Raw genomic sequence first — 13,744 nt, 5'->3', positions numbered from 1 at the left:
TTCAACTTGGCTTGCTACGTAATGCGGATGGCATGCAAAGCGAGAACGCTGGCCGTGCTCGGCACGGTACTGATCACCGTGGTCGGCTGTGCGCAAAGCGCCTCCCCGGCACTGCCGACATCCACCGGCAAGGCGGACCTGAGTACCCCGGCCGGCAAGCCCCTGACCATTTCGCCGGACCGGATGCTGGTGGCCACGGGCGGCATCACAGCTACCGCGTTCGGTAAACCCGCGCACGGCAAGATCAGCTACGGCACGGACGGGGCGGTCATCTACACGCCCGACGCTGGATTCACCGGCACCGACGAACTGAGTGTCACGGTGAGCCGGGCCGTCAAGCTGTATGCCGAGGACCAGCTGCCGCTGGCGACCGTCGGCGGCGTCGTGATCAAGGCCGGCGCGCACGGGTCGGGCATCGCCGCAGTGCCGGGCAGCAGCGACGAGATCTACGGCCTCACCGACCGCGGCCCCAACGTCGCCGGACGCGCACCTAACGAGAAGGTGCTGCCCGTGCCCGACTACCACCCACAGATCGCCAAGCTCAAACTCGCCAACGGCGTCGCGACGGTGGAACGGACCATCACCCTGCAGGCGCCGGAGGGCACCCCACTGGTGGGTCTGGTCGACCCACACGCCAGCACCGGCGAGGCGATGGTCGACCTCAACGGCGCGCCGCTGCCGCCCTCGGACTACGGCATCGACCCCGAAGGGCTGGTCGCCAGCGCCGACAGCATGTTCTGGGTGTCCGACGAGTACGGCCCCTACATCATCCACTTCGACGCCAACGGCAAAGAGCTGGAACGGCTTTCGCCGTTCGATGGCACCTTGCCCCGGGAGCTTGCGCTGCGTGCGCCCAACCAGGGCATGGAAGGTCTGACGATCACCCCGGATGGCAACACGCTGGTCGGGGTCATGCAGTCGGCGTTGCAGACGCCCGGGTTGCAAGGTCCGGCCAAAGCAGTTCCGTTCGTTCGGATCGTGACGGTCAACCTCGTCGACCGCAGCATCGTGCACGAATACCTGTACCCGTTGGCTAACCCGCAAGAGTCGGGTGTCGCCGTATCCGATATCACCGCGCTCAGCGCCACCGAGTTCCTGATAGACGAGCGGGACGGCAAGGCACCGCCTAACGGCAACAAGAAGATCTATGTCGCCGATATCGCCGCGGCCACCGACGTCGGACCCCGTTCCACGGTTCCGGGTGCGGTCTATGAAGCCGACGGCGGTGGACTGCTCGTCAACCGGGTTCCCCTCGAGACATTGGTCGGCGCCAGCACCGACGCAGACGCCGTCGGCAAACTCAAGGCCGCGGGAATCTCGGTGGCGCGCAAGACACTCAAGCTCGACGTCGGCGAGCTGCTGCGCACCTTGTCGGCCAGCGGCGACTTCTTCGGCCACGACAAGATCGAAGGGGTCGCCACACCCGACGACGGCAACACCCTGATGTTGTCCAACGACAGCGATTTCGGGTTGGCCGGACTGGCATCGGACGCGCCACCGTTCCGGCTCAAGCCCAAGACGCTGCCTAACGGCAGTCAGGACAGTGGCGAGATCCTGGTCGTGGACACCAGCAAGCTGCCCGCCAAGACCGAGTCGCAGACCATCCGGATCAAGGTCGGCTGACCGGTCACGGCAGCGGCCGCAGTCGGAAGACCCGGATTTCCCTTCACGCGCAATTAATTCGGTAATTCTCGAACCCAGCGTAAAAATCTACGGCGCGGACCCAGGCCGCGGCGCGATCTTCGCCGGTGAGCAGCTCGGCCTTGTACCGTTTGGGTGGACTCCGGAATTCGACCGTGCACTCGGGGTGGGCCAGCAGGTTGGCGCTCCACGCCGGGTGGTTGGGCCGGCCGTAGTTGGAGCCGATAGCCAGCAGCGCATCGCCGTCCTCGAAGAGCGCCAAGGGATGTGTGCGCGGCTGCCCGGACTTGGCTCCGGTGCTGGTGACCAGTCCGACCTTGTCGATGCCGGCACTGCTCAGGCGTCCCTTGGTTCGAGGGATGACCGCCTTGTCGATCCGGGGTGCCCCGTGCAGCAGGAACTGATACCCGACCGGCGTCATCAACGCGTGCTCGATGAGTGCCTCATCGAGTCGCAGCCGCCGCCCACGCGTCGGGCTCTCCCGCCGGAATGCCACGGGTAGACAGTACTCGCGCGACGAGCAAGCCGGAACGTGCAATTGTGCATTGATGACCACCGAAACCGATTACCCCCAGCCCGCCGCAGCCCGCGGGCGGATCGAGCCGGCGCCGCGGCGGGTGCGCGGCTATCTGGGCAGCGAACTGATTTTCGACACCACCTCGGCGCGCTACGTATGGGAAATCCCTTACTACCCGCAGTATTACGTGCCACTGAGCGATGTACGCGCTGAGTACCTCAGCGACGAGAACCATGCGCAACGGGTCCAATTCGGCCCGTCGCGGTTGTTCTCCTTGAACTGCAATGGTCAGACGCACCCGTCGGCCGCGCGGGTATTCGACCCCGACGGCGACAGCCCCGTCGCCGGTTTCGTGCGCTTCAACTGGGACCCGTTGCGTTGGCTGGAGGAGGACGAGCAGATCTACGGGCACCCACGCAATCCCTACGCCCGGGTGGATGCACTGCGTTCGCACCGGCACGTCCGGGTGGCGCTGGACGGGGTCCAGCTCGCCGACACCCGATCGCCGGTTCTGCTGTTCGAAACCGGCCTGCCGACAAGGTATTACATCGACCCGTCGGACGTCGCCTTCGAACACCTGGAACCTACGTCGACCCAAACGCTGTGCCCCTACAAGGGTGTGACGTCGGGCTATTGGTCGGTGCGAATTGGCGAGACGGTGCACGCGGACCTGGCGTGGACCTACCACTACCCACTGACCGCCGTCGCCCCGATCGCGGGGCTGGTGGCCTTCTACAACGAGAAACTCGACATCGTGGTGGACGGTACCCCGTTGGCCCGGCCGCGCACCCAGTTCAGCTGAGGCCGGACACTACCCGCTCCAGGCACGGTCGCGCAGCAACCGTAAACCGTTGAGGCCCACCAGGATCGTGGACCCTTCATGACCCGCGACGCCGAGCGGTAGCGGCAGGTGCCCGAGCAGGTCCCAGCCGACGAGCACGACGATGAAGATCGCGGCGATCAGCAGGTTCGCGGTCACCACCCGCCGGGCCCGTCGTGCCAGGGCAACGATGGCCGGCAGCGCGCCCAACTCGTCCCGCGTTATGACGGCGTCGGCTGTCTGCAGCGTGAGATCCGACCCGGTGCGGCCCATCGCGATCGCCACCTGGGCGGCCGCCATCGCGGGAGCGTCGTTGACGCCGTCCCCGACGAATAGCACCGCGCTCCCGGCCGCTTCCAGGCTGCGCACAATAGCGACCTTGCCCTCCGGCAACAGGGCCGCGTGCACGTCGGTGATCCCCACGTCGGCCGCGAGCTGGGACGCGGCCCGCGGGTTGTCTCCCGTGACCAGCAATGGTGTTGTGCCGGTAAGTGATTCGAGTCGGGCGACGGCGCTGGCCGCTCCGTCGCGGGGATGGTCGGTCAGCTCGAGCACGCCGGTCGTCGCGCCGTTGACTCGCACGATCACCGCGGTCCGACCGGCCCGCTCGCTGGTGTGCACCAGCTGTTGGGCGAAGGCATCCTCACCGAGCATTCCCGGACTGCCGACCTCCACGGTGTCGTCACCGATGCGGGCCCGGACCCCGCGCCCGGGTGCAGAGGTGAACGCCGTAGCCGGCCGCAACGCAAGTCCTGCGTTCCGGGCGGCCGCGACAATGGCGCGGGCCAGGGGGTGTTCGGAGGGATGCTCGGCGGATGCGGCGAACGCCAGCAATTCGGTGCGACCGAAGCCGCTCCCCGGCAGGACCTGAATGTCGGTGAGTGCCGGTGCGCCCAGGGTTAGGGTGCCGGTCTTGTCCAGCGCAACCCGGCTGATGGTGGCCAGCTTTTCCAGCACCACCGCCGACTTGACGAGCACACCGTGGCGGCCCGCGTTGGCGATCGCCGCCAACAGCGGCGGCATGGTGGACAGCACCAGCGCGCAGGGGGACGCCACGATCATGAACGTCATCGCGCGCAGTAGCGCCGAGCGTAGGTCGGAGCCAAGTAACAGCGGGATCGTCAGCAGGGCGACGGTCGCGGCGACCATCAGTGCCGAGTAGCGCTGCTCAACCTTCTCGATGAACAGTTGGGTGCGGGCCTTGCTGGCGCTGGCCTCGGCCACCATGGCGGCGATACGGCTGATCACCGTATGGGCGCTGGGGCGCTGCACTCGGACCCACAGTGTTCCCGTTCCGTTGACGGTACCGGCGAAAACGTCGTCGCCGGTGGTCTTGTCGACCGGCAGGGGTTCGCCGGTGATGGTCGCCTGGTCGACCTCGCTGGCACCGTCGACCACCAGCCCGTCGCCGCCGATGCGTTCGCCGGGACGGACCAGCAGCAGGTCGCCGACCACCAATTCAGCGGTGTCGACGAGTTGTTCGCCGGAATCAGTGACCCGCGTGGCCGTTTCGGGGGTGAGGCCGAGCAAGCCCCGCACCGAGTCCTCGGTGCGCTTGGTGGCCACGGCCTCTAACGCCCCAGAGGTGGCGAAGATGACGATCAGCAACGCGCCGTCGAAGATCTGGCCGATGGCGGCGGCGCCGAGCGCCGCAACGACCATGAGCAGGTCGACGTCCAAAGTTCTGCGCCGCAACGCGACCAGCCCGTCCAGGCCCGGTTGCCACCCTCCCGCGACATAGCAGGCTAGATACAGGCCGCAGTACAGCCACGCTGGTCCGCCGAGGAGGTGGGCCACTGCGCCGCAGCCGAACAGCCCGCTGGCAGCTAGCGCCCATCGGACTTCTGGAAGCGACCATGCGCGTTCGCGCACCGGCCGGCCGGCGGTTGCCGGACGCGCATCTTCGAGCACCAGGTGGGACGTCATGCGATAACTATAGATGCGTATATGTGCAGCTATGCAATTGCGCTTACAGTTTGATTCTTGTATGCACAGGTCAGCGGTATGCTGGCTGGCGTGCACACGTCGATTGCCGACTTCTCGATGCCTTCCGAGGAGCAGGTGACCCGGGCCGCGGACACGTTTCGGATGCTGAGTGACCCCACCCGGGTCAAACTCCTCTGGGCGCTGCTGCAGGGTGAGACGTCGGTGGCGTGCCTGGCCGAACTGGCCCAGGTGGCGCCGACCGTGGTCAGCCAGCATCTGGCGAAGCTCCGACTGGCCGGGCTGGTGAAGACCCGCCGCGAAGGAACCTTCGTCTACTACTCGCCGGCCGATCAGGACATCCTGCGAGTGCTCAGCCAGGCGTTGACGGGCGCCGACACCGTTAGCTCGCAGCGCGCCGCGGGCAAAAGCTGAAGCGACACGCCAGCGGTCGAGTGTGATATACGCCTCTATTAAGCGGGAATTTTAAGAGTTTATTATTGGCGATTGTTGGCCGATCCGGCGGCGCCGTTAGCCAAGGAGGCATTAAAGCCTGCTGCTCGGGTTAAGCGACTTTGCCCAATCCGCCTGTGGCGCATTTTGATCGCGCAGTTCCTGAGTGCCAACTGAGTAACACTGGTGACGTAGGTAACATTGCCCAATTTGAAATCTTTTAGGCCTGAATTGTGCCGCTAAAATTGTTGCAAAACGCGGGTCGAAACAGCTGCAAGGTGCTTCAGGTGCTTTTTAAGGTGCTGTGGTGCGTTTTTCCCGGACACGGTGTGCACCGTTCCGACGACCCGCCGAAAACAGCAAAGGTGGTGCCAGTATGAGCCTCGAACGCGATGTGAACGGCCGGGATGTAGAGATCCTCGAGCACCCGGTCGCCGTCCAGATCTCGGTCGACCAGGGTCCCATCAGCGGCATCTCGGTGAGCCCCGACGGTCGTCGGCTCATGGTCACCAACTACGGCGGCGACAGCGTCTCGATCATCGACACCCGGGCCTGCCGCGAGGTCGACACCATCTTCGGATTGCACGAGCCATTCGCCATCGGCATCGACGGGGCCGCTAGGCGCGCCTATGTCACCACCGTGACGCCCGCCTACGACGTCATCCAGGCCGTCGACCTGACCACCAACACCGTCGTCGGCTCGCATCCGGTGGCGCTGAGCATCAGCGACCTTGCCGTGAGCGCGGACGGCAAGTACGTCTACGCCAGCCGCAACGGCGCTCGCAGCGCCGATGTCGCAGTCATGGACACCAGCACCGAGCAGTTCGAGATCATCGGTATCGCCGCCACCCCGGGTACCACCACCGAGTGCGTCCGGGTCAGCCCCGATGGAGGTCGGTTGTATGTCGGTGTGAACGGACCGGCCGGCGGCCAACTGGTGGTCATCGACACCGGCAAGGGGCCGGATGCGGATGCCGCACGCACACGTTGGCGGCGCAAGGCCAAGCAGCAGGCCACCCCGCACAACCCCAAGCCCAGGATCCTCAGCACGATCGACATCGGCCTGGCCGTCCGCGACGTCGCGGTGAGCCCGAACGGCGGGCTGGTGTACGTCGCCAGCTCCGGGCCGGACTTCGCCGCGGTCGACGTGGTGGACACCCGCACCGACAAGATCACCAGCACGCGCAAGATCGGCGAGATCACGGGCCTGCTCACCCGACTGACGATCGGCGCCGATGGCCGGCGGGCTTACCTGGTCAGCGACGACAGCGTCACCATGCTGTGCACGCTGACCCAGGACGTGATCGACTCGGTCAAGGTGGGCACTCAACCGTCGTGCGTCGTAGAGAGCAGCGATGGCAAGTACCTCTACATCGCCGACTACTCGGGTGCCATCACCGTGGCGCCGATCGCGGACAGCGTCGACTCCGGTTTCGAGCAGGCGGCGCTGGAAGGCAAGCGGTCCGCGGACCTGTTCGTGCCGGACCTGCTGCAGTACGACGCCGCCCTGGTCTAACGCCGCTGCTCGGGCCGGTCGGCCCGATGAACCCCATCGCGTGGTCCGGCGCTAACATTCGGCTCAGGGCCCAAAAGGTGCTGCGCCGAGACGCGTGAGGGCGGTTCACCGATGTACAGCACGATGCAGGAATATCCGCTGACGATCGCGGCGATTATGCGGCACGGCTGCCGTGTGCACGGTGCCCGTGAGGTCATCACCGCCACGGACGACGGCTACCGGCACACCACGTATCGGGAACTGGGTGCGCAAGCCGCGCAGTTGGCAAACGCGTTGCGCCGCCTCGGCATAACCGGCGATGAGCGGGTGGCCACTTTTATGTGGAACAACGCCGAGCACCTGGCGGCCTACCTGGCGGTGCCGTCGATGGGCGCGGTGCTGCATACGCTGAACATCCGGTTGTTCCCCGAGCAGATCGCTTACGTCGCGAACGAAGCCGAGGACCGGGTGGTGCTGGTCGACCTGTCGTTGACCAAGCAGCTGGCCCCGGTGCTGGCCGAGCTGGACACCGTGCACACCGTGATCGCGGTGGGCGCCGGTGACGTGGCGCCGCTGGAGGACGCCGGTAAGACCGTGGTGCGCTACAGCGAGATAATCGACGGCGAGTCAACCGAATTCGACTGGCCGCCCATCGACGAGAACTCCGCCGCGGCCATGTGCTACACCAGCGGGACCACCGGTAACCCCAAAGGCGTTGTCTACAGCCACCGTTCGAGTTTCCTGCACACAATGGCCGCTTGTACCACCAACGGTATCGGGGTGGGGTCCAGCGACCGGCTATTGCCGATCGTGCCGATGTTCCACGCCAATGGCTGGGGGTTGCCGTATGCGGCGCTGATGGCCGGCGCCGACCTGGTGCTGCCCGACCGCCACCTCGACGCCCCCTCGCTGATCCGTCTGGTCGAGACGTTGCGTCCCACGCTTGCCGGTGCGGTGCCCACGATTTGGAACGACGTGATGCATCACCTGGAGAAGGACCCGGGCCACGACATTTCGTCGTTGCGCATGGTCGCCTGTGGCGGATCCGCCGTCCCCGAGTCGCTGATGCGCACCTTCGAGGACAAGCACGACGTCCAGATCCGGCAGCTGTGGGGCATGACCGAGACGTCGCCGCTGGCCACCATGGCCTGGCCGCCGCCGGGCATCCCACAGGATCAGCATTGGGCGTTCCGGGTGACTCAGGGCCAACCGGTCTGCGGGGTGGAGACCCGCATCGTCGATGACGAGGGCAACGTGCTGCCCAACGACGGCAAAGCGGTGGGTGAGGTGGAGGTTCGCGGACCGTGGATCACCGGCTCGTACTACCGGGTGCGCGACGATTCCAAGTTCGACGCCGGGTGGCTGCGCACCGGCGACGTCGGCCGCATCGACGAGCGCGGCTTCATCACCCTGACCGACCGCGCCAAGGACGTCATCAAGTCAGGTGGCGAGTGGATCTCCTCCGTCGAGCTGGAGAACTGCCTGGTGGCGCACCCCGACGTGGTCGAGGCCGCGGTGGTGGGAGTTCCCGACGAGCGCTGGCAGGAACGCCCACTGGCCGTCGTCATTCCCCGGGAGGGAGCCGCGGTCAGCGCTGCGGATCTGCGAAAGTATCTGGCGGACAAAGTCGTTCGGTGGTGGCTGCCGGAACGCTGGGCTTTCGCCGACGAGATCCCGCGGACCAGCGTGGGCAAGTACGACAAGAAAGCCATTCGGTCTCGGTACGCCGAGGGGGCCTACGATGTCGCTCAGGCCCACGACTAACCGCGGGCGGGGGGCGCTGACCCCTCGCGAACAGACGCTGAATCCCCCGGTTTCGTGCCGAAACAGGGGCTATAGCGTCTGCTCGCGGTAGAAAGGTGACCATGACACTGCGGGTCGTGCAATGGGCAACCGGGTCCGTCGGGACAGCAGCGATCAAAGGGGTGTTGGAGCACCCGGAACTCGAGCTGGTCGGGTGCTGGGTGCATTCGGCGGCCAAGAGCGGCAGGGACGTCGGCGACATCATCGGCGGGCCGCCGCTGGGGGTGACCGCGACCGACAACATCGACGACATCCTCACGCTCGACGCCGACGCCGTGATCTACGCGCCGTTGCTGCCCAGCGTCGACGAGGTCGCCGCGCTGCTGCGCTCGGGCAAGAACGTCGTCACGCCGCTGGGCTGGTTCTATCCGACCGAGAAGGAGGCCGCGCCGCTCGAAGTCGCGGCCCAAGCCGCCAACGTCACCCTGCACGGCGCCGGCATCGGCCCCGGAGCTGCCACCGAACTGTTCCCGCTGCTGCTCTCAGTGATGTCGACCGGCGTGACTTTCGTTCGCGCCGAGGAGTTTTCGGATCTGCGGACGTACGGGGCCCCGGATGTGCTCCGTTATGTGATGGGCTTCGGAGGAACTCCGGACAGCGCCCTGACCGGGCCGATGCAGAAGCTGCTCAACGGCGGCTTCTTCCAATCGGTGCGGTTGATAGTCGACAGACTGGGTTTCGCCGCCGATCCCGAGATCCGCCCGTCTCAGGAGGTGGCGGTCGCAACCGCCCCGATCGACTCGCCGATCGGGGTGATCGAGCCCGGACAGGTCGCCGGGCGCCGCTTTACCTGGGAGGCCTTGGCCGGTGACGTCCCGGTCGTCCAGATCACCGTGAACTGGTTGATGGGATCGGAAAACCTCGACCCGCCTTGGTCTTTCGGGCCGACGGGGGAGCGGTATGAGATCGAAGTACGGGGAAACCCGGACACCTTCGTCACCGTCAAGGGATGGCAGCCCGAGACGGTCGAGGAAGGGCTCACCAGCAATCCGGGCATCGTCGCGACCGCCGCGCACTGTGTCAACGCCGTTGCGGCCACCTGTGCGGCACCGGCAGGCATCCAGAGCTTCTTCGACCTGCCGCTCATCACCGGCCGAGCCGCCCCGCACCTGTCACGGTAAGTCGCCAGAAATCAACCAACTCCAATGAGAAAGCAATCATGGCAAGGTCTGTCGTAGTTGAGCAGTGGCGGGCGATACCCGTTTCAGTCGAGGACGCGTTCGCCGGAACGCTGGCGATATCCCTGCCGGTGATTTGTTCGCAATGGTACGGAGTGATCCCACCGATCAAGGAGGTGCGCGACCAGCCCGGCGAGTGGGGTCCGGCCGGGCAGACCCGCACCCTGGTGATGGTCGGCGGCGGCCGTGTGAAGGAAACGCAGACCAGCTTCGACCCGCCGAGGTCGTTCGGCTACACGCTTTCCGACATCACCGGTCCGTTGGCGACGCTGGTGAGCACGGTCGACGGCAAGTGGTCCTTTGCGCCGGCCGGCACCGGGACCCGGGTGAACTGGCAGTGGACGCTGCACCCGAAGTCGGCGACCGCGGCGCCGCTGCTACCGGTGTTCGCCAAGATGTGGAAGGGCTACGCGCGGGTGGTGCTGGAGAAACTGTCCGCGCAGCTGGTCGACTGAAACCATGTGTCGCCTCTTCGGTCTGCACGCCGGTACGGAAGTCGTCGCCGCGACGTTCTGGTTGCTGGACGCTTCCGACAGCCTCACCCAGCAGAGCCGGAAGAACCCCGACGGCACCGGGCTTGGGGTGTTCGACGAACGCGGCCGCCCGCAGCTGTACAAGGAGCCGATCGCCGCCTGGCAGGACGCGAAGTTCTCCACCGAAGCGCACGAACTGACCGGCACCACGTTCATCGCGCATGTCCGATATGCGACCACGGGGTCGCTTGACGCGCGCAACACCCACCCGTTTCTGCAGGATGGCAGGATCTTCGCGCATAACGGCATGGTCGAGGGCCTCGACGTCGTCGACGAACGGCTCCGCGAACTCGGCACCTCCGACCTGGTATTGGGCCAAACCGATTCCGAACGGGTGTTCGCGCTGATCACCGCAGGCATTCGCGCTCAAAACGGTGATGTGTCAGCCGGTTTGGTGGACGCGATCGAATGGCTCGCCGACAATGTCCCCGTCTACGCCCTCAACATCCTGTTGTGCATGGGCACCCAGATGTGGGCGTTGCGGTACCCGCAGACCCACCAGTTGTTCATGCTGGATCGACGTCATGACGGCGATCCGGGTTTCGACCTGTCCACCAGCAGGATCCACGCGCAAAGCGAGTTGCTGACCGAGCGGTCGTCGGTGGTGTTCGCCACCGAACCGATGGACGACGACCCACGCTGGTGCCTGCTCGATCCGGGCGAACTCGTTTATGTCGACGCCACCCTGAACATCAGCCGCAGTGTCGCGCTTGCCGACCCGCCCCGGACGCTGATACGCAGGGATGATCTGAGCCAGCCGGTCTTTCGCGCGCAGCACGCGATGCCCGGCACGCGGCACCTCCCGTAACGTAGGCAGGCGTGACAACCAGACGAGCACTTGTGCTGGCCGGTGGTGGGGTAGCGGGAATTGCCTGGGAGACAGGTGTTTTGCGGGGCATCGCGGATGAAATCCCGCAGGCCGCCCAGTTGCTGGTGGACTCCGATGTGCTGGTGGGCACCTCGGCCGGGTCGACCGTCGCGGCGCAGCTCGGTAGCGGCTGGACGCTGGACGCGCTTTACGAGCGGCAGATCGCCGAGACATCGGCGGAGATCGACCCGAATGTCGACATCGAGCGCATTACCGAGTTGTTCCTGAATGCGTTGCGCGGGCCGGACGACTTGCCGGGCCGGCTGCAACGCATCGGGTCGGTGGCGCTGGCCACCGACACCGTTCCAGAGCCCGTGCGGCGCGAGGTGATCGCTGCGCGCCTGCCGTCCCACGACTGGCCCGACCGCGTGCTTCGGGTCACCGCAATCGATACCGGCACGGGCGAATTCGTGGTCTTCGACCGGGAATCCGGGGTTGGCCTGGTGGATGCGGTCGCGGCCAGTTGTGCGGTGCCAGGAGCGTGGCCGCCGGTCACCATCGGCGATCGGCGCTTCATGGATGGCGGCGTCAAGAGCACTGTCAACGTCGATGTCGCGGCCGACTGCGACGACGCGGTGGTGTTGGTGCCCGCCGGCGCGGATGCCCCGTCGCCGTTCGGCCCGGGCCCGGCCGCCGAGATCACCGCCTTCCAAACCAGCCGCGCCGGCCGGGCGTTGACGGTGTTCGCTGACGACGACTCATTGGCGGCCTTCGGCACCAACCCGCTGGATCCGCGCTGCCGGATCGGCTCGGCGAGAGCGGGACGCGCGCAGGGTCGCCGGGAAGCCGAGTCCGTCGCGCGGTTCCTAGGACTCTGATGGCCTCTGATCAGCCTTCGATCGCAGGCTGCGGCTCGTCGTCGAACTCGGCGCTTTCGAACGCATCCAGGGCACGGGCGGCCAGCGTTCGGCCGGTCCCGATGACCTCTACCGCCCGATGGAACTCCAGGCTGCGGCAGGTGGTGCGGGGCACCTCGATCAGCAGGTCGGGGGGATAGGCGGCCAGGATGTGCCGCGCCAGCGCGGACTGAGCGATGTCGATGGTCCGGTTCATCACATCGAAACTGCCGAGTCGCGGCAGCTCCGGCACATCGATGACGTCATCGCGTCCGTCCGTCGGATCCGGGTCTTCCTCCAGGTCCGGGATGGTCGCACCGAATCGACCGAGAACCGCTCGGGCCGTGGGCCGATCGAGCAGAGCCTTGGCCGCGCTTGTGTCGAACAATGCCGTCGTGCTGCGCAGCATCCGGTTCAGCCATTCGGCGGTGACACCGGGTTCCGCGTCGCGGGTGGCACCCGGCTCGCTGCCGTTGAGGCTCACCGCGATGGTCAGGTCGGCGTTGATGGCCGCGATCGGCGCCATCGGTAGCGGGTCGAGGATGCCGCCGTCGGCGAGCAACCGCCCGTCGACTTCGTGTGGGGCAATGACGCCGGGGATCGCGATGGATGCGCGGATGGCTGCGTCGAGCGGACCACGCTGAAACCACACCGACTTGCCGGTCAGCAGGTCGGTGGCCACCGCCGTGTATGGGATGTTCAGCTGCTCGATGGTCACCGGGCCCAGGATGTCTCGCACCGCGTCCAGGATCTTCTCCGCCCGCAGCACGCCCGCCGCGGTCAACGACGGGTCGAGCAACCGCAGGATGGTGCGCTGGGTCAGCGACTTCGCCCAGTCGGCCAGTTCGTCGAGTCGTCCGGCGGCCTCCACCCCGCCCACCACCGCGCCCATCGACGAGCCGGCGATCCCGACGATGTCGTAGCCGCGCGCCTGCAGTTCCTGGATCACGCCGATATGCGCGTAACCACGGGCGCCCCCGCTACCCAGAGCCAGCGCGACACGAGTTCCCGCGGAGCCGCGGGGGCGAAGCGGGGTCGGTCCGGACATCCGTTCATTCTCCCTTGACGTTCCGGCGCGGGGGTTTCCGGCCGACACTTTCTTGCACCCCTGATCGGAATTGCGCGGCGGCGAGGCTGGACGTCAGCCGCACTGTTGGTTGGCGGCCGCCTGGGCCGCGACGATCACGGCCGCCTGGCGCGCCGGCGACAGGTCCGCCCACCGCTGATTCCAACTGCCGGCAACGCCCGTTCCGGCGGCCTGAACCATCTTCAAATAGGGCTCGATCAACGCCTCACCGGCGCTGCCCTGACCGTCCATCCACTCCTTGGCGGCGTGGCAGGCCTGGAAATACTCCTCCTCGGTCGATTCCGCGGGTACGTCGACGCGGGTGGTGACGCCGCCGGCGGAGACGCCGATGGCGCCCGCCGGCAGCGAACCACTGGCGCCGGACGGACGCGCTGAGGAGGAGGTGGCACTGCCGCTTTTCCCGCCGTCCGAGCACCCGGCGACCATCCACGAACTCAGTGGGACCAGTAGTAGCCACGACAGCACCGTCGCTCGCTGGAAGGATCGCCGCTGCCCGCGCATGGTCCCCAATCTATGCAACACTTCTTTCATGCAGGAGTGGTTCGGATTTTGCGAGTGTTGTCGGCGCTGACGCGCCGCCGTTCGCCCTG

At 66.6% G+C, this 13,744-nt stretch carries 13 protein-coding genes; 9 read left to right on the top strand and 4 right to left on the bottom strand.

Annotated features, from left to right (window positions below):
* The first annotated feature begins 27 nt into the window (after nucleotides 1-27).
* Entirely contained in the window at nucleotides 28-1,623 is a 1,596-nt protein-coding gene (locus BN972_RS24200) for an esterase-like activity of phytase family protein (protein WP_099051230.1), read from the top strand.
* A 43-nt stretch (nucleotides 1,624-1,666) separates the two neighbouring features.
* Here BN972_RS24200 and BN972_RS24195 read toward each other — a convergent pair whose 3' ends face one another.
* Nucleotides 1,667-2,137: a nitroreductase family deazaflavin-dependent oxidoreductase gene (locus BN972_RS24195; protein ID WP_235192577.1), complete on the bottom strand. Its 471-nt coding sequence runs from the start codon at nucleotides 2,135-2,137 to the stop codon at nucleotides 1,667-1,669.
* 52 nt (nucleotides 2,138-2,189) lie between these two features.
* On the opposite strand from BN972_RS24195, the gene BN972_RS24190 reads away from it, so the two are divergent.
* Nucleotides 2,190-2,960 carry a DUF427 domain-containing protein gene (locus tag BN972_RS24190; RefSeq protein WP_036364055.1) on the top strand — a complete coding sequence of 257 codons (771 nt, stop codon included), beginning with the start codon at nucleotides 2,190-2,192 and terminating at the stop codon, nucleotides 2,958-2,960.
* 9 nt (nucleotides 2,961-2,969) lie between these two features.
* On the opposite strand, the gene BN972_RS24185 is transcribed toward BN972_RS24190, so the two are convergent.
* Nucleotides 2,970-4,904: a heavy metal translocating P-type ATPase gene (locus BN972_RS24185; protein WP_036364052.1), complete on the bottom strand. Its 1,935-nt coding sequence runs from the start codon at nucleotides 4,902-4,904 to the stop codon at nucleotides 2,970-2,972.
* Nucleotides 4,905-4,994: 90 nt separating this feature from the next.
* Here BN972_RS24185 and BN972_RS24180 point away from each other — a divergent pair, with 90 nt between their 5' ends.
* The 7 genes from BN972_RS24180 to BN972_RS24150 all read left to right on the top strand — a co-directional run bounded on the left by BN972_RS24180 (nucleotide 4,995) and on the right by BN972_RS24150 (nucleotide 12,049).
* Nucleotides 4,995-5,336: an ArsR/SmtB family transcription factor gene (locus tag BN972_RS24180; RefSeq protein WP_036365712.1), complete on the top strand. Its 342-nt coding sequence runs from the start codon at nucleotides 4,995-4,997 to the stop codon at nucleotides 5,334-5,336.
* 394 nt (nucleotides 5,337-5,730) lie between these two features.
* Nucleotides 5,731-6,870, top strand: a complete 1,140-nt coding sequence (locus BN972_RS24175; RefSeq protein ID WP_036364049.1) for a YncE family protein — start codon at nucleotides 5,731-5,733, stop codon at nucleotides 6,868-6,870.
* 111 nt (nucleotides 6,871-6,981) lie between these two features.
* On the top strand, nucleotides 6,982-8,613 hold the full coding sequence (locus tag BN972_RS24170; RefSeq protein WP_036364047.1) for a long-chain fatty acid--CoA ligase: 1,632 nt from the start codon (nucleotides 6,982-6,984) through the stop codon (nucleotides 8,611-8,613).
* Between the two features lie 95 nt (nucleotides 8,614-8,708).
* Nucleotides 8,709-9,773 (top strand): NAD(P)H-dependent amine dehydrogenase family protein, encoded by a 1,065-nt coding sequence (locus BN972_RS24165; protein ID WP_099051215.1) that lies wholly within the window; start codon nucleotides 8,709-8,711, stop codon nucleotides 9,771-9,773.
* A 38-nt stretch (nucleotides 9,774-9,811) separates the two neighbouring features.
* Nucleotides 9,812-10,285 carry an SRPBCC family protein gene (locus BN972_RS24160; RefSeq protein WP_036364044.1) on the top strand — a complete coding sequence of 158 codons (474 nt, stop codon included), beginning with the start codon at nucleotides 9,812-9,814 and terminating at the stop codon, nucleotides 10,283-10,285.
* Between the two features lie 4 nt (nucleotides 10,286-10,289).
* Nucleotides 10,290-11,171: a class II glutamine amidotransferase gene (locus tag BN972_RS24155; RefSeq protein ID WP_036364042.1), complete on the top strand. Its 882-nt coding sequence runs from the start codon at nucleotides 10,290-10,292 to the stop codon at nucleotides 11,169-11,171.
* An 11-nt stretch (nucleotides 11,172-11,182) separates the two neighbouring features.
* Nucleotides 11,183-12,049: a patatin-like phospholipase family protein gene (locus BN972_RS24150; RefSeq protein ID WP_036364039.1), complete on the top strand. Its 867-nt coding sequence runs from the start codon at nucleotides 11,183-11,185 to the stop codon at nucleotides 12,047-12,049.
* 10 nt (nucleotides 12,050-12,059) lie between these two features.
* Here the strand turns inward: BN972_RS24150 and BN972_RS24145 are convergent, their stop codons facing one another.
* Both BN972_RS24145 and lpqV read right to left on the bottom strand, forming a co-directional pair.
* Nucleotides 12,060-13,115: a patatin-like phospholipase family protein gene (locus tag BN972_RS24145; RefSeq protein WP_036364036.1), complete on the bottom strand. Its 1,056-nt coding sequence runs from the start codon at nucleotides 13,113-13,115 to the stop codon at nucleotides 12,060-12,062.
* A gap of 93 nt (nucleotides 13,116-13,208) precedes the next feature.
* Nucleotides 13,209-13,580, bottom strand: a complete 372-nt coding sequence (gene lpqV / locus BN972_RS24140; protein ID WP_036365707.1) for a lipoprotein LpqV — start codon at nucleotides 13,578-13,580, stop codon at nucleotides 13,209-13,211.
* Nucleotides 13,581-13,744: the final 164 nt, after the last annotated feature.

Source organism: Mycobacterium asiaticum DSM 44297, assembly GCF_000613245.1.
Classification (GTDB): domain Bacteria; phylum Actinomycetota; class Actinomycetes; order Mycobacteriales; family Mycobacteriaceae; genus Mycobacterium; species Mycobacterium asiaticum.
Note: the sequence above shows the minus strand (reverse complement) of the source record. Positions and strands in the feature narration are given on the sequence as shown.

Excerpts from the sequence above, each read along its gene's own strand:
- BN972_RS24175 (WP_036364049.1), top strand. The coding sequence starts at position 5,731 with ATGAGCCTCGAACGCGATGTGAACGGCCGGGATGTAGAGATCCTCGAG.
- lpqV (WP_036365707.1), bottom strand. The coding sequence starts at position 13,580 with ATGGTCGCCGGGTGCTCGGACGGCGGGAAAAGCGGCAGTGCCACCTCC.
- BN972_RS24155 (WP_036364042.1), top strand. The coding sequence starts at position 10,290 with ATGTGTCGCCTCTTCGGTCTGCACGCCGGTACGGAAGTCGTCGCCGCG.
- BN972_RS24145 (WP_036364036.1), bottom strand. The coding sequence starts at position 13,115 with ATGTCCGGACCGACCCCGCTTCGCCCCCGCGGCTCCGCGGGAACTCGT.
- BN972_RS24170 (WP_036364047.1), top strand. The coding sequence starts at position 6,982 with ATGTACAGCACGATGCAGGAATATCCGCTGACGATCGCGGCGATTATG.
- BN972_RS24200 (WP_099051230.1), top strand. The coding sequence starts at position 28 with ATGGCATGCAAAGCGAGAACGCTGGCCGTGCTCGGCACGGTACTGATC.
- BN972_RS24185 (WP_036364052.1), bottom strand. The coding sequence starts at position 4,904 with ATGACGTCCCACCTGGTGCTCGAAGATGCGCGTCCGGCAACCGCCGGC.
- BN972_RS24190 (WP_036364055.1), top strand. The coding sequence starts at position 2,190 with ATGACCACCGAAACCGATTACCCCCAGCCCGCCGCAGCCCGCGGGCGG.
- BN972_RS24160 (WP_036364044.1), top strand. The coding sequence starts at position 9,812 with ATGGCAAGGTCTGTCGTAGTTGAGCAGTGGCGGGCGATACCCGTTTCA.